At 61.8% G+C, this 24,086-nt stretch carries 23 protein-coding genes; 6 read left to right on the top strand and 17 right to left on the bottom strand.

The window, feature by feature from the left end:
• Nucleotides 1-2: 2 nt before the first annotated feature.
• The 13 genes from R1T40_RS02565 to R1T40_RS02505 form a co-directional block, all read right to left on the bottom strand.
• Nucleotides 3-452 carry a DUF5333 domain-containing protein gene (locus R1T40_RS02565; RefSeq protein WP_317386930.1) on the bottom strand — a complete coding sequence of 150 codons (450 nt, stop codon included), beginning with the start codon at nt 450-452 and terminating at the stop codon, nt 3-5.
• Nucleotides 453-923: 471 nt separating this feature from the next.
• Complete coding sequence (gene nuoF, locus R1T40_RS02560; protein WP_106163381.1) at nt 924-2,222, bottom strand: NADH-quinone oxidoreductase subunit NuoF; 1,299 nt, start codon at nt 2,220-2,222, stop codon at nt 924-926.
• Between the two features lie 6 nt (nt 2,223-2,228).
• Complete coding sequence (locus R1T40_RS02555) at nt 2,229-2,459, bottom strand: DUF5337 domain-containing protein (RefSeq protein WP_106163380.1); 231 nt, start codon at nt 2,457-2,459, stop codon at nt 2,229-2,231.
• Nucleotides 2,460-2,512: 53 nt separating this feature from the next.
• The gene (locus tag R1T40_RS02550; protein WP_317385764.1) at nt 2,513-3,733 is read right to left on the bottom strand and encodes an NADH-quinone oxidoreductase subunit E; all 1,221 of its coding nucleotides are present in this window, start codon (nt 3,731-3,733) and stop codon (nt 2,513-2,515) included.
• A gap of 82 nt (nt 3,734-3,815) precedes the next feature.
• Nucleotides 3,816-5,030, bottom strand: coding sequence for an NADH-quinone oxidoreductase subunit D (locus tag R1T40_RS02545; RefSeq protein WP_106163378.1), 1,215 nt, complete (start codon nt 5,028-5,030; stop codon nt 3,816-3,818).
• Nucleotides 5,030-5,635 (bottom strand): NADH-quinone oxidoreductase subunit C, encoded by a 606-nt coding sequence (locus tag R1T40_RS02540; RefSeq protein ID WP_317385763.1) that lies wholly within the window; start codon nt 5,633-5,635, stop codon nt 5,030-5,032. The genes R1T40_RS02545 and R1T40_RS02540 overlap by 1 nt, the downstream gene beginning before the upstream one ends.
• A gap of 15 nt (nt 5,636-5,650) precedes the next feature.
• Complete coding sequence (locus tag R1T40_RS02535; RefSeq protein WP_106163376.1) at nt 5,651-6,184, bottom strand: NuoB/complex I 20 kDa subunit family protein; 534 nt, start codon at nt 6,182-6,184, stop codon at nt 5,651-5,653.
• On the bottom strand, nt 6,175-6,540 hold the full coding sequence (locus tag R1T40_RS02530; RefSeq protein ID WP_106163375.1) for an NADH-quinone oxidoreductase subunit A: 366 nt from the start codon (nt 6,538-6,540) through the stop codon (nt 6,175-6,177). The genes R1T40_RS02535 and R1T40_RS02530 overlap by 10 nt, the downstream gene beginning before the upstream one ends.
• A gap of 240 nt (nt 6,541-6,780) precedes the next feature.
• A complete protein-coding gene (locus R1T40_RS02525; RefSeq protein WP_317385762.1) occupies nt 6,781-7,566 on the bottom strand; it encodes a crotonase/enoyl-CoA hydratase family protein in 786 nt (261 codons plus the stop codon).
• A gap of 33 nt (nt 7,567-7,599) precedes the next feature.
• Nucleotides 7,600-8,466 (bottom strand): hydroxymethylglutaryl-CoA lyase, encoded by an 867-nt coding sequence (locus R1T40_RS02520; RefSeq protein ID WP_317385761.1) that lies wholly within the window; start codon nt 8,464-8,466, stop codon nt 7,600-7,602.
• A 35-nt stretch (nt 8,467-8,501) separates the two neighbouring features.
• The gene (locus R1T40_RS02515) at nt 8,502-10,463 is read right to left on the bottom strand and encodes an acetyl/propionyl/methylcrotonyl-CoA carboxylase subunit alpha (RefSeq protein WP_317385760.1); all 1,962 of its coding nucleotides are present in this window, start codon (nt 10,461-10,463) and stop codon (nt 8,502-8,504) included.
• Nucleotides 10,464-10,472: 9 nt separating this feature from the next.
• The gene (locus R1T40_RS02510; protein ID WP_317385759.1) at nt 10,473-12,077 is read right to left on the bottom strand and encodes a carboxyl transferase domain-containing protein; all 1,605 of its coding nucleotides are present in this window, start codon (nt 12,075-12,077) and stop codon (nt 10,473-10,475) included.
• Nucleotides 12,078-12,081: 4 nt separating this feature from the next.
• Nucleotides 12,082-13,611: an AMP-binding protein gene (locus R1T40_RS02505; protein WP_317385758.1), complete on the bottom strand. Its 1,530-nt coding sequence runs from the start codon at nt 13,609-13,611 to the stop codon at nt 12,082-12,084.
• A 149-nt stretch (nt 13,612-13,760) separates the two neighbouring features.
• On the opposite strand from R1T40_RS02505, the gene R1T40_RS02500 reads away from it, so the two are divergent.
• A complete protein-coding gene (locus R1T40_RS02500) occupies nt 13,761-14,363 on the top strand; it encodes an OmpW/AlkL family protein (protein WP_106163369.1) in 603 nt (200 codons plus the stop codon).
• A 125-nt stretch (nt 14,364-14,488) separates the two neighbouring features.
• On the opposite strand, the gene R1T40_RS02495 is transcribed toward R1T40_RS02500, so the two are convergent.
• Complete coding sequence (locus tag R1T40_RS02495) at nt 14,489-14,833, bottom strand: hypothetical protein (protein WP_317385757.1); 345 nt, start codon at nt 14,831-14,833, stop codon at nt 14,489-14,491.
• Nucleotides 14,833-15,996 carry an isovaleryl-CoA dehydrogenase gene (locus R1T40_RS02490; protein ID WP_317385756.1) on the bottom strand — a complete coding sequence of 388 codons (1,164 nt, stop codon included), beginning with the start codon at nt 15,994-15,996 and terminating at the stop codon, nt 14,833-14,835. The genes R1T40_RS02495 and R1T40_RS02490 overlap by 1 nt, the downstream gene beginning before the upstream one ends.
• 208 nt (nt 15,997-16,204) lie before the next feature.
• On the opposite strand from R1T40_RS02490, the gene R1T40_RS02485 reads away from it, so the two are divergent.
• Entirely contained in the window at nt 16,205-17,296 is a 1,092-nt protein-coding gene (locus R1T40_RS02485; protein ID WP_317385755.1) for a Hint domain-containing protein, read from the top strand.
• 12 nt (nt 17,297-17,308) lie between these two features.
• Here R1T40_RS02485 and R1T40_RS02480 read toward each other — a convergent pair whose 3' ends face one another.
• The gene (locus tag R1T40_RS02480; protein ID WP_317386929.1) at nt 17,309-18,514 is read right to left on the bottom strand and encodes a DegT/DnrJ/EryC1/StrS family aminotransferase; all 1,206 of its coding nucleotides are present in this window, start codon (nt 18,512-18,514) and stop codon (nt 17,309-17,311) included.
• A gap of 420 nt (nt 18,515-18,934) precedes the next feature.
• On the opposite strand from R1T40_RS02480, the gene R1T40_RS02475 reads away from it, so the two are divergent.
• Entirely contained in the window at nt 18,935-19,396 is a 462-nt protein-coding gene (locus R1T40_RS02475; protein WP_317385754.1) for a hypothetical protein, read from the top strand.
• Nucleotides 19,397-19,415: 19 nt separating this feature from the next.
• Here the strand turns inward: R1T40_RS02475 and R1T40_RS02470 are convergent, their stop codons facing one another.
• A complete protein-coding gene (locus tag R1T40_RS02470; RefSeq protein WP_106163362.1) occupies nt 19,416-20,093 on the bottom strand; it encodes an HAD-IA family hydrolase in 678 nt (225 codons plus the stop codon).
• A 133-nt stretch (nt 20,094-20,226) separates the two neighbouring features.
• Here R1T40_RS02470 and glmU point away from each other — a divergent pair, with 133 nt between their 5' ends.
• Genes glmU through R1T40_RS02455 form a run of 3 tightly spaced genes read left to right on the top strand, consistent with a single transcriptional unit; the run spans nt 20,227 to nt 24,064 of the window.
• Nucleotides 20,227-21,576: a bifunctional UDP-N-acetylglucosamine diphosphorylase/glucosamine-1-phosphate N-acetyltransferase GlmU gene (gene glmU / locus R1T40_RS02465; RefSeq protein WP_317385753.1), complete on the top strand. Its 1,350-nt coding sequence runs from the start codon at nt 20,227-20,229 to the stop codon at nt 21,574-21,576.
• A gap of 5 nt (nt 21,577-21,581) precedes the next feature.
• Nucleotides 21,582-23,390 carry a glutamine--fructose-6-phosphate transaminase (isomerizing) gene (glmS, locus tag R1T40_RS02460; protein WP_317385752.1) on the top strand — a complete coding sequence of 603 codons (1,809 nt, stop codon included), beginning with the start codon at nt 21,582-21,584 and terminating at the stop codon, nt 23,388-23,390.
• Complete coding sequence (locus R1T40_RS02455) at nt 23,387-24,064, top strand: DNA alkylation repair protein (RefSeq protein WP_317385751.1); 678 nt, start codon at nt 23,387-23,389, stop codon at nt 24,062-24,064. Before glmS ends, R1T40_RS02455 begins: the two co-directional genes overlap by 4 nt.
• Nucleotides 24,065-24,086 lie beyond the last annotated feature (22 nt).

Here is a 24,086-nt window from a genome sequence, read left to right as displayed (position 1 = left end):
GTCTATTTCGCCCTCAGTAACACGCCGATCGCGCTGTTTTTCTCAATTTCCGCCAGCCCGTAGCTGCAGAATGTTTCTGGCTGGTCCAGTTTGACCCCTTCCTGCCGCAGCAGGCGCTCGCCCTTGGCGCGCATTCGGGATTTTTCCTGGTCCGACTTGATGTAGGACTTGATCTCATCATCGCTGTAGCCAAGCGCATTGGCGCGGCTGCGGATCTGATAAAGCTGGTTGAGCCCCTTGAGCGTGCGTGGCGCAAGGCGATCACATTGATCGGACACTTCGCTGGCCACGGCCACGGCAAAAAGCGGATCCTCGATTTCCTGCACATCGCGCAAGGAGGGTTTCGCCTCGCCCGCGCTGGCACCAAAGGCCAAAAGCAGCGCCGCCAACGCCGCAAGAGAGGTGCCTATCACAGTCCTGCGCGCAGGCAAAATCGCAATTGTTTCAGACATGTCAAACTCCGTTGTGGTTCTGTCCGAACCACAGGAGTGAGACGCGCTGTTATTCAATAACGCCCCGCCGAACCGGCCATGATATGCCGATCTGCGCATCAAGACTTCGCAGCTTCCCGTGTAGATCGCATCGCTTTTGTCGAGCTGGATCTTGTAGTTACCCTCAGCGTCCAGCGCGATGTTGGTCCAATCGAACCGCGAAGTGCCGTAATTCTCGATGCAGTAGCGTTTCGCCTCGTGATTAGCCGCCGCAAGCGCGCCACGCTGGGATTGCAGCGCGTCACGCACCTCAATGCGGAAATTGGCGAGGGTCTCTCTTTTGTTGATCGCCTTGGCGCTGGTGCGGAACGCGATGCCGTCATAGCGCATGCGCTTATCCTCGCCGGTTTTGCCGCCACAGGCCGCAAGCCCGACCGACGCGGCCAGTATCAACGTCAGAGTGAAACGTGAGGTCATAGTCATCTCTTCAGGTTATTCCGCTGCCAACGCACCGCGGCGGCCGGTCTTCTGCGCCTTGATGCGATCTTCGATTTCTTCGCGGAAGTTGCGAATGAGGCCCTGAATGGGCCAGGCAGCTGCATCACCCAAAGCACAGATGGTGTGGCCTTCAACTTGTTTGGTGACATCCCAGAGCATGTCGATTTCTTCGAGCTCCGCCTCGCCACGCACCAGACGGTCCATGACGCGCATCATCCAGCCGGTGCCCTCACGGCAAGGGGTACACTGGCCACAGCTCTCGTGTTTGTAGAATTTCGACAGCCGCCAGATCGCTTTCACGATGTCGGTCTGCTTATCCATCACGATCACCGCCGCCGTGCCAAGGCCGGAGCCCAGCTCGCCACGCAGGTAGTCGAAATCCATGATGGCGTCTTTCATCTTCTCGCCGCGCACGCAAGGCACCGAGGAACCGCCGGGGATCACAGCCAGAAGGTTGTCCCAACCGCCCCGGATGCCGCCGCAATGTTTTTCGATCAGCTCCTCGAAGGAGATGCTCATCGCCTCTTCGACGACGCAAGGGTTGTTGACGTGGCCGGAGATCGCAAAGAGCTTGGTGCCCGCGTTGTTCTGACGGCCAAAGCCTGCAAACCACTCCGCACCACGGCGCAGGATGGTCGGCACCACGGCGATGGATTCGACGTTGTTCACAGTGGTCGGGCAGCCATAAAGGCCTGCGCCCGCCGGGAACGGCGGCTTCATGCGCGGCATGCCTTTTTTGCCCTCAAGGCTCTCGATCAGGGCGGTTTCCTCGCCGCAGATATAGGCCCCTGCCCCGTGGTGCAGGAAGACGTCGAAGTCCCAGCCAGATCCTGCGGCGTCTTTGCCCAGAAGCCCCTTGTCATAGCATTCGTCAATCGCAGCCTGCAGCGCCTCGCGCTCGCGGATATATTCACCGCGCAGGTAGATGTAGCAGGTGTGTGCGTTCATCGCGAAAGATGCGATCAGCGCGCCCTCGATCAGCGTATGCGGATCGTGGCGCATGATTTCGCGGTCTTTGCAGGTGCCGGGTTCGGATTCATCGGCGTTGATCACTAGATAGGCCGGACGACCGTCGCTTTCCTTGGGCATGAACGACCACTTGAGGCCGGTGGGGAAGCCCGCACCGCCGCGCCCGCGCAGGCCGGAATCCTTCATGGTCTGGATGATCCAGTCGCGCCCTTTTTCAATGAGGCCCGCCGTACCGTCCCAGTGGCCACGCTTTTGTGCGCCCGCCAACGTGCGTTCGTGCATCCCGTAAAGGTTGGTAAAGATCCGGTCCTGATCCTTCAGCATGTGTGCCTACCTTTGACTGTTCTGACGCATGCGCCAGAGTTGAATGATGTTGACGCCCGCATAGATCATCGCGGCCAGAGCGGCGAAATCGAACAGCAGCGCAAACCGGCCCGGCAGGCCAATCGCGGGACCAATGAGAAGCGACAGGATCAGCCAGGCCACCATCGTGCCGGCGATCACCAGCGAGATGTGCCGCCCCTTGGCTGCAATAGCCTTGTCCTGTTCGTCCTGCGTCATCCGGTCCAGTCATCCTTGACCACAGCGCACGGCCTCATGGCCGCGATCTGCGATTATGATTTGTCTTTGTAACGGCCGTCGGTCTTGGCCGATTTGGCAAACTCGGTCTCTTCACCGGCTGCCAGTTGCTTGGCTTGTTCGATCCAGCCATCACGCTCGATGCGGCCCTTGAATTTAAGCCGCGCATCGACCCAGGCCACCTCGGCCTCGGTCCATTTGGCGATCTGGTCAAAGTGGAAAAAGCCCAGCTCATTCAGCGTCTGTTCAAGCTTCGGGCCCACGCCTTTGAGGAGTTTGAGGTCGTCCGCCCCGCCGTCACGTGCAGTTGTCAGCGTCTCGGGCGCTTTTTCCTCGACCGCATCCGCCGTTTCCGCCTCGGGCTCTGTCACCTTGGCAGCGGCGGCCTCGGGCTGTGCCGGGGTCGCGGCATCGGATTTCTTGACCGGAGCCTTTTTCTTCGGAGCAGCCTCTTTCTTGGCTGCCTCGGCCTGCTTTGCCGCGGGCTTTGGACGCTCGGGCGCTGCCGGAGTGGGCTCTGCCGCAGCGCGACCAGCGACCACGCCATCCTTGCCCACCCAAGGGGTGAGCAACGGCACCTCGTCGCCCTGAATGCGCTTTACACCGTCGCCAAGCTCGGTCGCCAGTTCGGCGGAGGCGTTATACTGCGGCTTGCCAGCCTCATATTCGGTCAGCGAGGTCAGACCGGATTTCGGCTCTGCAGCGTAGCGACCGTTCTGCGGGCCAGGCACCACGTCTTTGCCTGCGGCAAGGTCATCCAGCAGCTTGGTGAAACTCGCGGCGGTCAAATCCTCGTAGTAGTCCTTGCCGATCTGCGCCATCGGCGCATTGGTGCAGGACCCAAGGCACTCCACCTCTTCCCAGGAGAATTTGCCATCCTCGGAGATGGTATGCGCCTTGGGCGAGATCTTGTCCTTGCAGACCGCGATCAGATCCTCGGCGCCGCAGATCATGCAGGACGTGGTGCCGCAGACCTGGATATGCGCAACGGATCCCGTCGGTTGCAGCTGGAACATGAAGTAAAAGGAAGCCACCTCCAGCACGCGGATATAAGCCATGCCGAGCATGTCGGCGACATATTCGATCGCCGGTTTGGAGATCCAGCCATCCTGTTCCTGAGCACGCCACAGCAGCGGGATCACCGCCGAGGCCTGACGACCTTCGGGGTATTTGGTCATTTGCGCTTCGGCCCAGGCCAGGTTGGCGGGCGTGAAGGCAAAGCTGTCGGGTTGTTCTGAGTGGAGACGACGCAGCATCAGATCACCTTTTGGGCACAGTTGCCCCGGCGGATGCCTCCGGCGGGGATATTTTGGAGAAGATGAAAGAAGCTGGCGCAGTTCACCGGTCAATCTCCCCGAAGACGACATCCATGGTGCCGATGATGGCGGCGACATCCGCCAGCTGGTGGCCCTTGGCGACGTGGTCCATCGCCTGCAGATGCAGGAACCCGGGCGCGCGCAGCTTGGCGCGGTAGGGTTTGTTGGTGCCGTCCGCCACCAGATAAACGCCAAATTCGCCCTTGGGCGCCTCGACGGCGGCATAGACCTCGCCCGCGGGCACGTGGAAGCCTTCGGTATAGAGCTTGAAGTGGTGGATCAGGCTCTCCATCGAGGTCTTCATGTCGGTCCGCTTGGGCGGGCTCAGCTTGCCGCGCGCCATCACGTCGCCGGTGGCTTCGCGCAGTTTCTGGATGGCCTGACGGATGATCGACAGCGACTGGCGCATTTCTTCCATGCGGACCAGGTAGCGGTCGTAGCAATCGCCGTTCTTGCCGACCGGGATCTGGAAGTCGAACTCGTCGTAGCATTCATAGGGCTGCGCACGGCGCAAATCCCAGGCCAGGCCGGACCCGCGCACCATGACGCCGGAGAAGCCGTATTGCTGGATCTCTTCTTCAGTGACCACGCCTATGTCGCAGTTGCGCTGCTTGAAAATCCGGTTCTCGGTCAGCAGCCCGTCGATATCGTCCATCACCTTGGGGAATTCCATCGCCCAGAGATCGATATCATCCAGCAGATCGTCGGGCAGGTCCTGATGCACACCGCCGGGGCGGAAATAGGCCGCGTGCAGACGCGCGCCACAGGCCCGCTCATAGAAGATCATCAGCTTTTCGCGCTCTTCAAAGCCCCAGAGCGGCGGCGTCAGCGCGCCCACGTCCATCGCCTGCGTGGTCACGTTCAGCAGGTGATTCAGGATACGGCCGATCTCGGAATAGAGCACCCGGATCAGCGAAGCACGACGCGGCACCTCGACGCCGCAAAGCTTTTCGATCGCCAGACACCATGCGTGTTCTTGGTTCATCGGCGCCACATAGTCGAGGCGGTCGAAATACGGCAGGTTCTGCAGATACGTGCGGCTCTCCATCAGCTTTTCGGTACCGCGGTGCAAGAGGCCGATGTGGGGATCGCAGCGTTCCACGATCTCGCCGTCCAGCTCCAGCACCAGACGCAACACGCCGTGCGCGGCCGGGTGTTGCGGGCCGAAGTTGATGTTGAAATTGCGGATTTTCTGTTCGCCGGTCTGGGCGTCGTCGAAACCTTTGGAGCCGTCCATCACTTCGCCCCCTCCTTCTCATCGCCGGGCAGGATGTAATCGGCACCCTCCCATGGGCTCATGAAGTCAAACTGGCGGTATTCCTGCACCAGGTTCACAGGCTCGTAGACCACCCGTTTCTGGGCCTCGTCATAGCGGACCTCGGTGTAGCCGGTTGTCGGGAAATCCTTGCGCAGCGGATGGCCGCGAAAACCGTAGTCCGTTAGCAGGCGGCGCAGGTCCGGGTGACCGGTGAACAGGATGCCGAACATGTCAAAGACTTCGCGCTCGAACCAATTGGCCGACGGGTGCACATTGACGATCGAGGGCAACATGTCCTCTTCAAGCATCGCGACCCGCAGGCGGATGCGTTGGTTCTGGTACATCGACAGCAGGTGGTAGACCACGTCGAACCGTTTGGTCCGCTCGGGGTAGTCCACGGCGGTGATATCTACCAAGGTGGAGAACTTGCAGGCGCTGTCGACACGCAGGAACTCGACAAGACCGGTGATATTGCTGGGCTTCACGTCGATGTTCAGCTCGCCATGGGAGATGTCCCACGACAGGACACAGTCCGGGCGCTTGGCTTCGATCTGGTGCCCAAGTTCTTGCAGTGCTTCGATCATCTGTCTCTCCTGCCCTTAGCGTACCAGCGTGCCGGTGCGGCGGATCTTGCGCTGCAGCTGCATCAAACCATAAAGCAGCGCCTCAGCGGTCGGCGGGCACCCGGGCACGTAGATATCGACCGGCACGATGCGGTCACAGCCGCGCACGACGGAATAGCTGTAGTGGTAATAGCCGCCGCCATTGGCGCAGGAGCCCATGGAGATCACGTAGCGTGGCTCCGGCATCTGGTCGTAAACCTTGCGCAGCGCAGGGGCCATTTTGTTGGTGAGTGTGCCTGCAACGATCATCACATCCGACTGACGTGGGCTTGCGCGCGGCGCGATGCCAAAGCGTTCGGCGTCATAGCGCGGCATCGAGGTATGCATCATTTCGACCGCGCAGCAGGCCAGACCAAAGGTCATCCAGTGCAGGCTGCCGGTTCGGGCCCAGTTGATGATATCTTCGGCGGAGGTCAGCAGGAAGCCCTTATCCTGAAGTTCCGTATTGAGGGCCTGGGTGACCATTTCCTTGTCGACACCAGCGGTGTTCGCTCCAGTCATCACTCCCATTCCAGGGCCCCCTTCTTCCACTCATAGGCAAAGCCGATGGTCAAAACGCCCAGGAACACGATCATCGACCAGAACCCGGCATCACTGATGTCCTTGAACCCAACGGCCCAGGGAAACAGGAATGCGATCTCCAGATCGAAGATGATGAACAAGATCGACACGAGGTAGAAGCGCACGTCGAATTTCATCCGCGCGTCATCAAATGCGTTGAAGCCGCATTCGTAGGCGCTGACTTTTTCCGGATCAGGATTGCGCACCGCAACAACAACGGCGGCAAGAACAAGCACGAGACCAAGACCAATGGCCACGGCCAAAAACACCAGTATGGGGAGGTATTCCCGCAACATCTCTTCCACGAGTGGCTCCTTTCCGCGCACACGGCAGTTTCTGCACGTGAACCGTCAATTGGCGTGTTGACTTGGGCCGTTACTACTCCCGTCCCCGAACACCGTCAACCAAGGGGAAGTTAATGTGAAAAGCTTTATTGACCAGTCTCGCAGACGGGCAACAACCTCGCAAAAGCTTATGGTTTTAGTTTCCTATTCGGGGCGCAGAAAACAGGCGTAAATTTTCTGCGCCCCAGAGGCTGAAACCCCTTATTTCTCATGCCAGGCGGGGCGGCGTTTTTCAAAGAACGCTCCGATCCCCTCCTGAGCTTCCGGACTTTCCCAGCGGGTCACGAGGGCGGAAATGGTAAAATCAATAGCGCTTTCATCGATCTTTGGACCCAAGGCGCGGGCCAGTGCCTTGGCTTCGGCGACAGCACCGGGGGCACAATTGAGGTATGGAACCACCTCCGCCTCAACCGCGGCATCGAGTGAGTCGGCAGGCACAGACTTTGCCAGGAGGCCAAGCTCAACCGCTTCCGCAGCATCAAACAACCGTGCCGACATGAACACCCGCCGCGCGCGGGCCTCGCCCATACGGGCAATCACATAGGGGCCGATGGTGGCAGGGATCAGGCCAAGTTTGGTTTCCGTCAGCCCCATCTTCAAATGGTCCGCTCCGATGGCAACGTCACAGACCGAGGCCATGCCCACCCCGCCGCCAAAGGCGTTGCCCTGCAGCCGCCCGATCAGCGGCTGCGGCAAGGTGTTCAGAAGGTTGAGCATTTCCGCCAGCACCCGGGCCTCGCGGGCGCGGGTTTCGGCATCTGCATCCATCTGCGCCTGCATCCACCCAAGGTCGCCGCCGGCGCAAAAGCTCTTGCCCGCGCCGGTCAGCACCACGACACGCACATCCCTGTCCGCCGCAAGTGCGCGCGCCGCCGCCTGCAATTCCTGCAGCATCTGGCCGGACATGGCATTGTGTTTGTCGGGACGGTTCAGGGTCAAAGTCGCCACACCGCGGTCGTCGCAGCTTAGCTCCAGCGTGTCATACATGCCTATGGGTCCTTGTGTGTTGCGGAGTGAGTGTCAGGCTTCGGCGGCAACGGGTCGCAGGGCGCGCGCCATGGCGGCGGCCTCCTGCAGCACATCACTGTCGAGCCCGGTGTCATAGCCCAGCCGGGTCAGGTGGTCGTGCACCAGTTCGGTGGCAACATTCCCGGCCGCACCGGGCGCATAGGGGCAGCCGCCCAGACCACCGACGGCGGCGTCGAACACGCGCACGCCCAGCGCCAGCGAGGCGTCGATATTGTCCACTGCCCGCCCCCCGGTATCATGGTAGTGCCCGGCCAGTCGGGTCACCGGCACCACGTCCTTCACCGCGATCAGCATCCGCGCGATGCTGTCCGGGGTGGCCTTGCCAATGGTGTCGCCCAGCGAGATCTCATAGCAGCCCATGGAAAACAGCCTGTCGGCCACCTCGGCCACCTTTTCCGGCGCGGTGGCGCCATCATAGGGGCAGTCGGTCACGCAGGAGACATAGCCCCGCACCGGCAGGTCGATATGGCGCGCGGCCTCCAGAATGGGTGCAAACCGGTCGATGCTCTCGGCGATGGAAGCATTGATATTGGCCTTGGAGAAGCCTTCCGAGGCAGAGGCAAAGATCGCGATCTCATCAACCCGGGCGGCCAGCGCATCCTCGTAGCCGCGCATGTTCGGGGTCAGCGCAGCGTAGCGCACGCCCTTTGCCTTGGTAATCCCGGCCAGCACCTCGGCGCTGCCGGCCATCTGCGGCACCCATTTCGGAGAGACAAAGCTCGCCACCTCGATGCGGGAAAACCCGGCACGGCTGAGGCAGTCGACCAGCGCCACCTTGTCCGCGACAGAGATGTCGCGGGTTTCGTTCTGCAGCCCGTCGCGCGGGCCCACCTCGAAGATTTCGACGCGGTCTTTCATGGCATTTAGTCCTCCGGTTTGGGGCCTGGTCCGGCTCAGGCTTCGTCTGCCTCCTCCAGTCGGACCAGCGCTGCTCCAGCCTCCACCTGATCGCCTGATTTCGCAAGAACTTCCGCAACAATACCGTCGCGAGCGGCGAGCAGGGAGTGCTCCATCTTCATCGCTTCGAGGACGGCGAGACGGTCGCCTTCGCTCACCGTCTGACCTGTTTCGACAAGAACCGCCTTCACAAGGCCCGGCATGGGGGCTTCGATCACGTTCATGTCGCCTCCGGCAGCCGAGGCGCGGTCCAGGGGATCAATGACCTCGAACTGATGACCGTAGCCATCGAACACAGTGATGGTGTTTCCCGACTGCGCCATGGACGGCAGCCGGTCGCTACTGAGGACCCAGTGGCCCGCGATTTTGCAAGCGCAGATCTGAACCTCGGGGTGGCCCGGGAACTCCCAAATTTGATCGTCCGGCCCGTCCACTATGACCAGCGCCTCAAAGACCTCGCCCTGGTAGCTGAGGGAAACCGAGCGGCGCAGGTCGGAGTAATCGTACCAGAGAGCAAACCCCGCGTCCCAATTGGGATCAGTCAGACCAAGCGCCTGCATCCCTGCGGCGGCCTTGTGTTCGAACTTGACCTCTGGCGTCCTGACCAATTGATCCAGATCCCGTGCGATCAGGCCCGTGTCCACCTCCCCTGCAGCGAAGCCTTCATGCGCGGCCAGCGCGCCCAGAAAAGCCAGGTTGGTCACCGTGCCCGCCACCTGCGTTTGCTCCAGCGCCTGCGACAGGCGCGAGAGTGCCACAGCGCGGGTCGACCCGTATACGATCACCTTGGCAATCATCGGATCATACCAGGGGCTGATGGTGTCGCCCGCACGCACGCCGCTGTCGGCGCGGCAGTTGTCGGGGAATGTCAGATGCGTGAGCGCGCCGGTCGCGGGCAGAAATCCCTTTGGCACGTCCTCGGCATAAAGGCGTGCCTCAAAGGCGTGGCCGGTGATGCTCAGCTCGTGCTGTTGCTTTGGCAAAGCCTCCCCTGCTGCGACGCGCAGCTGCCATTCCACCAGATCAACGCCGGTGACGGCCTCGGTCACAGGGTGCTCCACCTGCAAGCGGGTGTTCATCTCCATGAACCAGAACCTATCGGTGCGCAGCCCGTCTAAACCATCGACGATGAATTCCACCGTGCCCGCACCCTTGTAGCCGATCGCCTCTGCCGCGCGCACCGCCGCCTGCCCCATGGCTTCGCGCATCTCTTCGGTCATGCCGGGGGCTGGGGCTTCCTCGATCACCTTCTGGTGGCGACGCTGAAGCGAACAGTCGCGCTCAAACAGATGCACTGCCTTGGTGCCGTCGCCAAAGACCTGCACCTCGATATGGCGCGGTTGCTGGATGTATTTCTCAATCAAGACATCCGGGTTGCCGAACGCGGTGGTTGCCTCACTCTGCGCGCTCTTCAGCGCCTCGGCAAAATCAGCGGGGGTCTCGACCAGCCGCATGCCCTTGCCGCCACCGCCTGCGACCGCCTTGATCAGCACCGGATAACCGATGGTCTCTGCCGCGCCCGCAAGATGCTCGGGGTCCTGGTTCTTGCCGTGATAGCCCGGCACGACAGGCACACCTGCCTCCTCCATCAGCGCCTTGGCGGCATCTTTCAGACCCATCTTGCGGATCGCATCCGCCGAAGGGCCGATGAACACAAGGCCCGCCGCCTCGACCGCGTCGACGAAGTCGGGATTTTCCGACAAGAACCCATAGCCGGGATGGATCGCCTGCGCGCCGTCAGATACGGCAGTGGCGATGATCTCATCGCCCAGCAGATAGCTGTCGGCGGGGGCCGGTCCATAGCCAATGTGGGAGGCCTCGTCGGCCATGGCCACATGCTTCGCTTCGCGGTCCGCGTCCGAATAGACTGCCACGGTTTTCACACCCAAGGCGCGGGCAGTTTCCATAACACGGCAGGCAATTTCGCCCCGGTTTGCGATCAGAATTTTATCAAACATTGCTCGTCCTCACATCCGGAACACGCCAAAGCGCGTGTCTTCAATTGGGGCATTCAGGGCGGCGCTGAGAGAGAGCGACAGCACATCGCGAGATTTGCGCGGATCGATTATGCCATCATCCCAGAGCCGGGCAGAGGCATAGAGCGGGTGGCTCTGTTCCGCGAACATGTCGATGGTGGGCTGCTTGAACTGCGCCTCTTCCTCGGCGCTCCAGCTGCCGCCCTGACGTTCGATGGCATCGCGTTTCACAGTCGCCAACACGCCCGCCGCCTGCTCGCCGCCCATCACGGAGATGCGCGAGTTGGGCCATGTCCAAAGGAACCGGGGCGAATAGGCCCGTCCTGCCATGCCGTAGTTGCCCGCGCCAAAGGAGCCGCCCACCAGCATGGTGATCTTGGGCACATTGGTACTGGCCACCGCGGTCACCATCTTGGCACCGTGACGGGCGATGCCTTCGTTCTCATACCTGCGCCCCACCATGAAACCGGTGATGTTTTGCAGGAAGACCAGCGGGATCTTGCGCTGGCTGCAGAGTTCGACGAAATGCGCGCCCTTTTGCGCCGCCTCGGAAAACAGCACGCCATTGTTGGCGATGATGCCGATGGGGCAGCCCTTGAGGTGGGCAAAGCCGGTGACCAGCGTTTCGCCAAAGCGGGGTTTGAACTCGTCAAAGCGGGAGCCATCGACCAGCCGCGCGATCACCTCGCGGATGTCATAGGGGGTGCGCAGATCGCCTGGCACCACGCCAAGGATTTCCTCGGGGTCATAGGCGGGCTCTTCCGGGCTCTGCCAGTTGACGCCAAGCGGTTTGGTGCGATTGAGATGGCTGACCGCGCGCCGCGCCAAAGCCAGCGCATGGGCGTCATCCTCAGCCAGGTAATCGGCCACGCCCGAAAGCCGCGTATGCACATCACCGCCACCCAGATCCTCGGCAGAGACGACCTCGCCCGTAGCGGCCTTCACCAGCGGCGGGCCCGCAAGGAAGATGGTGCCCTGTTCCTTGACGATGATGGTGACGTCGGACATCGCCGGAACGTAAGCACCACCTGCGGTACAGGACCCCATGACCACGGCGATCTGCGGGATGCCCTTGGCCGACATCCGCGCCTGATTGTAGAAGATGCGGCCAAAGTGGTCGCGGTCGGGAAAGACCTCATCCTGCTGCGGCAGGTTGGCGCCGCCACTGTCCACAAGATAGACGCAAGGCAGGTTGTTTTCCTCGGCAATCTCTTGGGCGCGCAGGTGTTTTTTCACCGTCATCGGGAAATAGGTGCCGCCCTTCACGGTGGCGTCGTTGCAGACCACCATGACTTCCTGGCCGTGGACGCGTCCGATCCCCGCTATGACGCCTGCCGCCGGGGCTGCGCCATCATACATGCCATGGGCGGCCGTCGCGCCGACCTCAAGGAAGGGCGAGCCGGGATCAAGCAGGTTCGCCACCCGTCGCCGCGGCAGCATCTTGCCCCGGCCCTCATGTCGGGCACGGGATTTCTCGCCGCCGCCAAAGCGCGCGGCATCAGCCGCCTTGTCGATCTCGTCAAGAGCATCAAGATGCGTCCTGGTATTTTGCTTGAAGCCCTCGGAGGAAGGCATTGCCTTGGATTGGAGTTTCATTGGATCAGTCCTCCACTTCCGCCGCAGCGCGGCGTTTCAGTTCTTTGCGGATCACCTTACCCGTGACCGTCATCGGCAACGCATCAACAAAGGCGATCTCGCGGGGATAGGAATAGCTGGCAAGGCGGCTTTTGACATAATCCTGCAAGCCGCGCTCGTCCGGGGCGTGGTCCGGTTTCAGCACCACATAGGCCTTGACGATCTCGGTGCGCAGGGTATCGGGCTTGCCGACCACACCGACGGTGGCAACGGCCGGGTGGGTCATCAGGCAATCCTCGATCTCGGAGGGGCCGATGCGGTAACCGGCAGAGGTGATCACGTCATCCTCACGGCCCACAAAGCGCAGATAGCCCGCCTCCCAGATGCCGCGATCACCGGTCACCAGCCAGTCGCCATGAAACTTCTCGGCGGTGGCGTCGGGGCGGTTCCAGTATTCCAGCATCATGGACCCAGAACCACGGCGCACCGCCACATCGCCTTCCTCACGCGTGGGCTGGCCGTCTGCGTCGATCACCTCGACCACATGCCCCGGCACCGATTTGCCAATGCAGCCGGGGCGCACGGGGAAATCTGCGCTACAGGAGGACACCGTCATATTGCATTCGGTCTGGCCGTAGAATTCATTGATGGTCACGCCCAGGTGACGCTGGCCCCAAGCGAGCATCTCCGCGCCCAGGGGCTCTCCACCGGAGGCAACAGAGCGCAAGGCCCGAAGCCCCTGCCCCGCCGCTTTCAGCATGCGCAGGGCGGTGGGGGGAAAGAAGACGTTGCGGACCTCGCCCAAGCGGATCACCTCGGCGCAGGTTTCCGGCGTGAACTTATCCAGCCGCGCGGCCACCACCGGCACGCCCAGCGCAAGGCCCGGCATGGCGACGTCAAACAGCCCACCGATCCACGCCCAATCCGCAGGCGTCCAGAGACAATCACCGGGCTGGCCCAGATGGTCGTGACTGATCGACACGCCCGGCAGATGCCCGGTCAGCATCCGGTGCCCGTGCAGTGCCCCTTTGGGTTTGCCGGTGGTGCCGGAGGTGTAGATGATGACCGCCGGGTCCTCGGACGTGGTGTCGGCGAAAGGCACGGGATCGCCATCAATGCCGATCTCGGCGGCGATCAGAGGCCTAGCCAGATCGCCAAGCTGCGCCGCGCCCTCAGAGTTGGTCAGCACGTAATTTGCACCAGCATCCTCAATGCGGTTTGCCAATGCGTCATGCTGGAACAGTTTGAACAGCGGCACCGAGATGGCGCCGATCTTCCAGATCGCCAGATGCGCCGCCGCACACCACGGAGACTGAGATAGCAGCACACCAACCCGATCACTGGGGGCGACACGTTGCACCAATGCGCGCGCCAGACCATCGACCATCACAGCCAGATCACCATGACTCACATCACGGCGGGTCCCGGAGGTAAGGTCGATGATCGCCAGCTTATCGGCGGCATGATCCATCACCTGAGCCGCCATATTGAGCCGCTCCGGAATGTCCCATTCGCCCGCCGCTGTCAGCCCCGGAATGATGCGTTTGATAGTCATGTTTCACCCTGCACGTAGCGCATAGCGGTTATGCGATTTTTCTCTGTCTTTCCAAGGGGAAAGCCGGGCGCAATTTGATCTGGATCAGAGACGTCCTGCACCAGAGATGGCATTGTCGCGGCATACTGATTGAAGAAGGGATTACCCCCATGAAAACTCTGGTTTCCGCCCTCGCACTGGGCGTTGCCGCGTCGAGCTTCGCCGCCCCCGCCATGGCCCAATCGCAGGGCGACTGGACCGTTGGCGTCGGGATCATCAACGTGAACCCGAAATCCGACAATGGCACGCTCGCCGGTGCTGCGGCCACGGTGGATAATGACACCCAGCTGTCGCTCACGGCGGAGTATTTCATCCGCGACAACCTCGGGATCGAGCTGCTGGCCGCGTCGCCGTTTGAGCATGACATCGCGCTCGGGGGCACCAACATCGGCTCCACCAAACACCTGCCGCCGACCCTGTCGCTGGTCTACCACATTCCCACCAATGGCAAGATCACGCCCTTCGTGGGTCTTGGTGTGAACTACACCACGTTCTTCTCCGAAGAGACCGCATTGGGAACCCTCGACCTGGACAACAGCTTTGGTGTCGCCGCAACCGTGGGCGCGGACTGGAAAATCTCCGAGCGCGGATCGCTGCGCCTGAACGTGCGCTACATGGACATCGACACCGATGCGAGCCTCAACGGCGCGTCCATCGGCACCGCAGAGATTGATCCGATCACTGTGGGTGTCTCCTACGTGCACCGCTTCTGATCCCTTCCACATGCCGGGTGGGCCTTGCCTGCCCGGCGTTTCAGTCCAAGTGGCGCTGCCTCTGTGCGGCGCCTTTTTTTATTCGGCATCCCATCCGGCCTGACGCCTTTGAGACCCGGCATCTGTCAGGTCTCGGGCGGCAGAGGAGCCGCCTGCCTCGGCGTGTTGGCGTCAACAAGACCACCTAACCAGTTGATCCTGTAGCTATAACCCCCGCCACCGAGAGTGTTTGCGGGACGGCAGGTGACCACCAACCACGTCCAGATCCCAGACCCGGGTCGCGCCGCGCAATCGCTGGTTTGAGCAATGCCAGCCACGCCCGAAGCCGCATGATCAGCGAGGTATTTCTGCGCATAAAGGGTGATCACGTCGGTCTCTGTAATCCCCTGCCGGATCAGCCCATAGCGGAACCCGATCCCCGCCAGCATCAACGCCAGCAGCGCGACCGGGATCCAGTAGGCGATCCGCATCAGCTCATATGGGTCATCAGTTCGCGCCCGATCAGCATGCGGCGAATTTCAGAAGTCCCTGCGCCGATTTCCATCAGCTTGGCATCGCGGAAGATCCGACCGACCGGGTTGTCACTCAGATAGCCGGCCCCGCCAAAGGCCTGCACCGCCTGATGCGCCTGCGTCATCGCCACTTCGGACGCGTATAGGCAGCAGGCCGCCGCATCCTGCCGGGTCACGGTGCCCTTGTCGCAGGCCTTGGCGACCTCATAGACATAGGCGCGCGCGGAGTTCATCGCGGTGTACATATCGGCAATCTTGCCCTGCATCAGCTGGAAGTTCCCGATCGGTTGGCCGAACTGTTTGCGCTCGGCCATATAGGGCATCATCTCATCCATGCAGGAGGCCATGATGCCGGTGCCGATGCCCGCCAGCACCACGCGCTCGTAATCCAGTCCGGACATCAGGACGCGCACGCCCTTGCCTTCCTCGCCCAGCACGTTTTCAAACGGCACTTCGACGTCCTCAAACACCAGCTCGGCGGTGTTGGAGCCTCGCATCCCGAGCTTGTCGAAATGCTTGGAGGTCGAAAACCCCTTGAATTCCTTCTCGATCAGGAAGGCTGTCATGCCTTTGGAGCCTGCGTCCGGGTCGGTCTTGGCATAGACCACCAGCGTGTCGGCGTCGGGGCCGTTGGTGATCCAGTATTTGTTGCCGTTGAGCACATAGCGGTCGTTGCGCTTTTCAGCCCGCAGGGACATCGACACCACGTCAGAACCAGCGCCCGCCTCGGACATCGCCAGCGCACCGACATGTTCGCCGGAAACCAAGCGCGGCAGGTATTTTGCCTTCTGCTCGGCATTGCCGTTCAGCTTGATCTGATTGACGCAGAGGTTTGAGTGCGCGCCGTAAGACAGCGACACCGAGGCCGAGGCCCGCGCGATTTCCTCTACCGCGACAGTATGCGCGAGATAGGACATGCCAGCGCCACCGAACTCCTCGTCGACGGTAATCCCCAGCAGACCCAGCTCTCCCATCTCCTTCCAGAGATCGGCGGGGAACTCATTGGTCTGGTCGATCTCCTGCGCCATTGGCTTGACGCGTTCCTGCGCCCAGCGATGCACCATGTCGCGCAGCGCGTTTACGTCCTCACCAAGGTCGAATGTCATGCTTGCGTTGAACATCTGCGCGTCTCCTCCCGAGTTACGATATTTAATGAACACTTGTTCAATAAATGACACAGCGCTGCGGATCGGTCAACGCTGATGTTTCAGCGCAGCTCAAGGCACCAAAACAGCCAACGCCCGCCTTGAAGCCGAAACTGCGCCTCATTTGGGACATATTGACTGCCGATAATTAACCATGAATTGACCACGAGAGCGGGCAGAGCCGATGCCACTTCACAATCTGATCCTGAATGGGACGTTTGACGCCGGTGCGGCGCATTGGACGGGCAACGATATCGAAGCCTCGTACAATCAGTCGTCCTATATCGCAGGCGGATCAAACAATCGCGTGGCGGAGATTGATGGCCATCGCGGCCAGACGACTGTGATGCAGCAGAGCTTTAGCGTCGACAGTCCGATCACCACTCAGCTGACCTTTGATGTGGCGCTGCGCACGGCCTCCAATGCCAATGCAGGCATAGAGGGATTTGAAGTCGAGATCCTTGATGATGCGGGCAATGTCGTCTCTTTGATGTCGGTCCTGCCCACCGCCAACAGCTTCAACCAGGTCTCGCTGGATATCACGTTTCCTGCGGCAGGCGACTATACGCTGCGCTTTACCGAACTGGGGCCAGATGACAGCCTTGGCGCCATTGTCGACAACATCGAGATGATGGTGTGTTTCTGCGCAGGGACCCTGATTGCAACCGAACACGGCCAACGCCCCGTTGAGGATCTGCGTCCCGGCGACCGGATCGTCACTGCGCGCGGCCTGCGCTCCTTGCGCTGGGTGGGGCGGCGTCCACTGTCACGGCAGCACGTTGCGCAGAACCCGAAATTGCGCCCGGTGCGCATCGGGCGCGGCGCGCTGGGAGACGGGGTGCCGCATCAGCCGCTCTATGTCTCACGTCAGCATCGCATGCTGGTGCGCTCGCGGATTGCGCAGCGGATGTTTGGCGAGGCAGAGGTGTTTGTGGCCGCAGCCCGGCTGCTGGACCATCCGGATGTCAGCCTGTGTGACGGCGCCGGGCCAGTGACCTATTTTCACATGCTGTTTGACGCGCATGAGGTGGTCTATGCCAATGGCGCACCAAGCGAGAGCTTTCTGGTCACGGAGCGGTCGCTTTCTGCAGTCACCCCGGAAGCACGGGCTGAGATCAGCTATCTGTTCCCGGACCTGGCGGCGATGGGCCGCGTTCTGACGCCCCCTGCCCGGCCCATTCCGCGCACCGCGCGTCAGAAACGGCTGATTGAGCGGGCGCTGAAAAACCAACATGCGCTGCTGGAGCCGCCGTCGGTCACGCAGATCGCAGTCTAGCGTGACCTCAGGTCAGCTGTCTGCCCCTTGCGCCTGCCAGATCGCGCCGACCTCGGCGCGAATGATGCGGGCGATCAACGCGCAGTCCTCAAGGCTGAAGGTTAGCGGCACCCGCATATCAATAATGCCCGCAAGGATGCGGTCACTGTCTGGCAAGCTTTGCGCGGGGGCATAGCGCCAACTGTCATACCGCGAGGTGAAGGCGACGGGTTCCGGCACGCCGAACCACTTCAACTCAACCCCACGCGCGCCGCAGCGCGTCAACACCTCTTGCACCGCCTCAGGGGCCCAATCAAGCAGCAGAAACTGGATCGAGGAGCCCACATAGGTCTCCTGCTCGGGCCGCTCGACCACCGTGAGGCCCGGGGTGTCGCGCAGCCCTGCCTCCAGCATGCGGTACCGTTCGTTCCAACGTGTGACCTGCGCATCGAGGTCCCGCAGCTGTGGGCGCAAAATCGCCGCGCGCAGATTGTCCATCCGGCCGGAGATGTTGGGGGTGTCATATTTCACACGTTCGAACGCCTCTGGCCCCGGTGCAGCCAGATGCCGGGAATAGAGCATATAAGACCCCGACAGCATGATGGCGCGGGCTGCCACCTCCTCGTCGTCGGTGATCAGCAGGCCGCCTTCGCCAGAATTCACGTGCTTGTAGGTCTGGCAGGAATAGCAACCGATCGCGCCGTGACGACCCGAGGGCACCCCGTTCCAGGCCGCCCCCATGGTATGGGCGCAATCCTCGATCACGATGATGCCGGCGGCGTCGCAGATCTCCATCAGCCTGTCCATGTCGCACAGATGCCCGCGCATATGGCTGAGCATCAGCACCCGCGCCTGCCCCGCCTTGGCCGTCAGATCCGCAAGGTCGATGGTCAGATCCTCGGTCACGCCCACGTAAACCGGCTCCGCCCCGACAGAGGCGATCGCCCCCGGCACCGGCGCCAGAGTGAAGGCATTGGTCAGCACCTTGTCGCCATGTGCGACACCGACAGCCCGCAACGCGGTGGCCAGCGCGTAGCCCCCCGAGGCCACGGCAAGGCAGTATTTCGCCCCCACCTGCGCCGCAAACTCCTGCTCCAGCAGTGCGACCTCTCCGGCTTCTGCACCTGCGAGGTTGTAGCGGTGGATACGCCCGTGACGCATGACCTCCACGGCGGCCGTTATGGCCTCCTCCGGGAGGGGCTCTTGCTGGGTGAAATTGCCGGTAAAATGCTCTGTCATGGCAAAGTCATGAGCCGCCGCCCCACCGAGGTCAAGAGCTGCAAACGGATCGTTTTGCCGCAGCGCGGAGCGTTGAGGGCCGGAACTGGCAGGGTGTTGTCGTCCATTGACCAGTGACGCGCGGCAAGTCACTCCCATGACACAGCGCGGCATCGCACCACCGACATGGGTGCCGGGTTGGATAATCAACGAATTTCACCATGGGTGTGGTGCGCAAACCCTTTCGTCGCGTGGCATTATAGGCGGGGTGCGCGCCGTTTTGGAACACGGCTCACTTGCCCCCCGCATGGCCAACACTGACGGGCGTATCATTAACCGTCACGTCGACTGCCCTGATGATTTGAAGGTTTCCGTGACATCGTACAGCCCTTAGGAGATGTGGTAACCTATGGTCATTCCATTGAAAGAGGACATTACGACATGCATTTCATTCTCAGATCGGCCGCGCTTGTCCTGGCGCTCGGCGCTGGTGCGGGCGCCCTTGCACAGGACACCTCTGGCATGGTGGCAGAGCCGCAAACCATCACCGGGAAGTTCCTGACCGCAACCGAGGTTAAGCCGGTCCTGTCCGCCACTCAGGGAAACTGGGTCTCCGTGCGTGAATTCAACGGCCAGGATCTGGTCTATGTGACGCATCTCTGGGCGTGGCGTTGCGGGCTGGCGCAGATGGAAGTGGCGCTCAACGACGCCGCTTACGAAATCTGGCAGATGCCGGATTGCTATACCGAGGGCGGCTCTCCGGGCGCGATCAAGAGCGGCGATGGCGAGCCCTATCGCGCATTTGAGCTCGGTTCCGTCGAGCGGATCAAAGTGCGGCTGGTCTATGACGACCTCAGCACCGACGAGGCAGAATTTCAGCGCGCGGACATATTAATGCAATAACCCGCAGATGTCGGCGCCGTCAGCGCGCCGGGTTGATGCCGATCAATCCGGCGACAATCTCTGGCAGGTCAGCATAGTCGTGCAGCAATGCCTCAGGGTTCAGCGCCGCCATATCGGGGCCTGCAGGTCCAAAGGTGACGAGCACCGAGGGCACGCCTGCATTGGCCGAGGTATTGCGATCCGTATCGCTGTCGCCAATCAGCACGCAATGCTCCGGCGCACCACCCGACCGTCGGGCGGCCTCGAACAGGGGGGCGGGGTCGGGTTTGCGCACGGACAAGGTGTCAGCACCGACCAAGGCGGCAAACGCATCCCGCACGCCCAGCCGCTGCATCAACAGCTCGGCCAGACCTTCGGGTTTGTTGGTGCAAATGCCGACGCCGTAGCCTGCGGTCTTCAAGGCCTCGACGGCGTCCATCGCGCCGGGATACATCACCGTATGCGTGTCGATCCCCTCACGATAGGCCTCCAGAAGAACCGGATAGTATTCCTCAACCGTTGCCTCCTTGAACTGCCCCGCGCGGGTCAGCCCCTCGGTCAGCATCCGCTTGCCACCCCGCAGGGCGATCTTGGCGTCGTCCGGGTGCGAAAGCATATCCCCCAGACCCATCACGCGAAAGCAGTGATTGGCCGCGGCCAACAGGTCGATCGAAGTGTCGGCCAGCGTGCCGTCGAGGTCAAAGATCACTGTGCGCATGGAATTCCCCCGTTCGGCGCGATTTCGCCGTCGCATATTGCAAGTCGCAACTGAAGTTTATGGTCACGCACCTTGCGCATCCTCTATTAGCGGATAGAACGGGGGCACCTAAAATTCAAAGGGAAATCGCTGTATGAGCACCGCCCTCATCATTCTTGCCGCGGGCAAAGGCACCAGGATGAACTCCGACCTGCCGAAGGTCCTGCACCCGATCGCCCACGCCTCCATGTTGGAACATGCGATGGCCGCTGGGCGCGCGCTTGACCCGGAGCGCAACGTGGTGGTGGCAGGTCACGAGGCCGAGCTGGTCCGTGCCGCCGTGGCAGAGATTGACGAGACGGCGCAGGTGGTCTTGCAGGAAGAACAGCTTGGCACCGGGCATGCGGTCCAGCAGGCGCGCGAGGCGCTGCAGGGCTTCGTGGGCGATGTGGTCGTGCTTTATGGCGATACCCCGTTTGTGTCACAGGACACGCTCGAACGCATGGTCTCAGCCCGCAGCCGTGCCGACCTGGTGATCCTTGGCTTTGAGGCGGCAGACCCCGCCCGGTATGGTCGCCTGATGATGGACGGTGACTGCCTTGAAATGATTGTCGAATACAAGGACGCGACTGACGCAGAACGCGCGATCACCTTTTGTAATTCTGGCCTGATGGCCTGTGACGCCGACGTGATGTTCCGACTTCTGGACAAGGTCGGCAACGACAATGCCTCCGGCGAATATTATCTGACCGACCTGGTGGAACTAGCCCGCGCCGAGGGGCTGGCTGTCACTGCAGTCTCCTGCCCCGAGGACGAAACGCTGGGGGTCAATTCACGCAACGATCTGGCAACGGCAGATGCCGTATTTCAGTCGCGCGCACGGGCGGAGCTGTTGGACCTCGGCGTCACACTGATGGCGCCAGAGACGGTTTACCTCGCCTTCGACACCATCGTCGGCCGCGACACGGTGATCGAGCCCAACGTGGTCTTCGGTCCCGGCGTCACTGTCGAGAGCGGCGCCCTGATCCGGGCGTTTTCGCATCTCGAGGGCTGTCATGTGTCGCGCGGCGCCAAGGTCGGTCCCTATGCCCGCCTGCGTCCAGGCGCTGAGCTTGCCGAGGACACGCATGTCGGTAATTTCGTCGAAATCAAGAATGCAGAAATCGCCGCAGGCGCGAAGGTCAACCACCTGAGCTACATCGGCGACGCCTCGGTTGGCGAGGCAACCAACATCGGCGCGGGCACCATCACCTGCAACTACGACGGCGTCATGAAGCACCGCACCGAGATCGGCGCGCGCGCCTTTATCGGCTCCAACACCTGCCTCGTGGCCCCGGTCAAGGTGGGCAACGACGCGATGACAGCAACCGGCACGGTGATCACCAAGAATGTCGAGGACGGCGATCTTGCGATCGCGCGTGCCGTACAAACAAACAAACCGGGCCGCGCCCGCAAGCTGATGGACATGCTGCGCGCAAAGAAGGCCGCGAAGGTAAAAGGATAACGCGTATGTGTGGTATTGTCGGAGTCCTTGGCACACACCAAGTCTCGCCCATTTTGGTCGAAGCGCTGAAGCGGCTGGAGTATCGCGGATATGACAGCGCCGGCATCGCCACGTTGCATAACGGTCACTTGGATCGGCGCCGCGCAGTGGGCAAGCTCGTCAACCTTTCGGACGCGCTTGTGCACGAGCCCCTGCCCGGCAAATCCGGCATCGGTCACACGCGGTGGGCCACGCATGGCGCCCCCACGGTCACCAACGCCCACCCGCATCGCGCAGGCCAGGTCGCCGTGGTTCACAACGGCATCATCGAGAACTTCAAGGAGCTGCGCGCCGAGCTGGCAAGCCACGGCATTACCTTTGTCACCGAGACCGATACCGAAACCGTGGCCTTGCTGTGTGAATTCAACATGCGCGAGGGATCTTCTCCTGTCGAGGCCGCACGCAAGACGGTCGCCCGGCTCGATGGCGCCTTCGCGCTCGCATTCCTGTTTGACGGCGAGGAGGACCTGCTTGTCGCTGCGCGCAAAGGGTCGCCCCTGGCAATCGGGCACGGCGACGGCGAAATGTACGTCGGCTCAGATGCCATTGCCCTTGCTCCGATGACCGACCAGATCACCTATCTGGAAGAAGGCGACTTTGCCGTTCTGACACGCCAAAGCCTTGAAATCACCGATGCAAAAGGCAACCTCGCCAACCGCGAGATGCGCCAGATCAAGCTGGAAAACACCCGCGTCGACAAGGATGGCCACAAGCATTTCATGGCCAAGGAAATCGCCGAGCAGCCCGTCGCGGTGGACACCGCCCTGAAGGCCTATCTGGATGAGAACGACGCGATCACCCTGCCCGACGGGCTGGACTTCACGCAGATCGAACGCCTCTCGCTGGTCGCCTGTGGTACGGCATACTATGCCTGCATGGTTGCAAAATACTGGTTCGAAACCATCGCGCGCCTGCCGGTCGAGGTGGATGTCGCATCAGAGTTCCGCTACCGCGAGCCGCCCGTCAGCCCGGGCACATTGGCGCTGTTTGTCAGCCAGTCTGGCGAGACAGCCGACACGCTGGCAGCCCTGCTCTACATGCGCGACAAGGCCGATGTGATCGCCGGACTGGTGAATGTTCCCGAAAGCTCCATCGCGCGCGAAAGCGATGTGGTTCTGCCGATCCACGCAGGCCCGGAAATCTCCGTGGCGTCCACCAAGGCGTTTACCTGCCAGCTTACCGTCTTGCTGCTGCTGGCGATCAAGGCCGCCAAGGCGAAGGGGCTTCCGCTGCCCGAAGGCATGCCCGACGACCTGCACGCCTTGCCCGGCCTGATCCACCAGTCGCTCGCCTCCGAAGCGCAGATTGCTGCCGCATGCCGCGATTTGGCCAATGCACGCGACATAATCTTCCTAGGCCGCGGCGCGCTCTATCCCCTGGCGCTGGAAGGCGCACTGAAACTCAAGGAACTCAGCTACATTCATGCTGAGGGCTATGCCTCGGGCGAACTGAAGCACGGCCCGATCGCGCTGATCGACGAAAGCGTGCCGGTCATCGTCATGGCTCCGAAGGATGCTTTGTTTGAAAAGACAATCTCCAACATGCAGGAGGTCATGGCCCGTGGTGGACGTGTCGTGCTGATCACCGATGCAGACGGCGCGCGCGAAGCGGCTGATGGCACGGCGGACGTGATCACGCTTCCCAAGGTTCCTGATACGCTGGCCCCAATCCTTTATGCGATTCCGGCACAGCAAATCGCCTATTTCACCGCCATCGCGAAGGGCACCGACGTGGACCAGCCACGCAACCTCGCCAAATCCGTGACAGTCGAATGACGCCGGAGGCCGCGCTTGCCGCGCTGCGGGCCGAAATCGAACCGGGGCGCGCCGCGCAGATGGTTGCCTACCACAAACAGAGCCGCGAGGTGCTGGGCGTCGGCAATGAGATCCTGAACACCCTGTCGCGGGAATGGCGACAGGGGATGACCCTCGACGAGCGGGTCGACCTTGCCTCCGCCCTTTGGGCGAGCGATATTTTCGAGGCACGCATCACCGCGGCGAAGCTGCTGACACAGGCCCGCATCGCCGCCGATGGGCCAGTCTGGGCGCTGCTGCAAAGCTGGGTGCCGGAGTTCGACAGTTGGGCGATCGCGGATCAGGCCGCGTCGGCGATCTCGAAACGCCTGCAAGCCGACCCGGAGCGTCTGGACGTTGTCGAGGGCTGGACATCATCCGAACACATGTGGACACGGCGTGCGGCGCTGGTCTGCACCTTGCCATGGGCCAAGCTTGCAAACCCGAAGCCCGCAGATCTGGTGGCGCGCGAACGTGTCTTGGCATGGGCGGCAGGATATGTGCCGGACCGCAACTGGTTCATCCAGAAATCTATCGGCTGGTGGCTGAGGGATCTGTCAAAGCACGATGCGGCCCGCACGCGCGCCTTTCTCGACGCCCATGGTGACGACATGAAAGCCTTTGCCCGCAAGGAAGCGGCAAAATACCTGACATGAGGGTCTGATCTGAGGTATCGGA

Source organism: Tritonibacter scottomollicae (assembly GCF_032924845.1).
Classification (GTDB): domain Bacteria; phylum Pseudomonadota; class Alphaproteobacteria; order Rhodobacterales; family Rhodobacteraceae; genus Epibacterium; species Epibacterium scottomollicae.
Note: the sequence above shows the minus strand (reverse complement) of the source record. Positions and strands in the feature narration are given on the sequence as shown.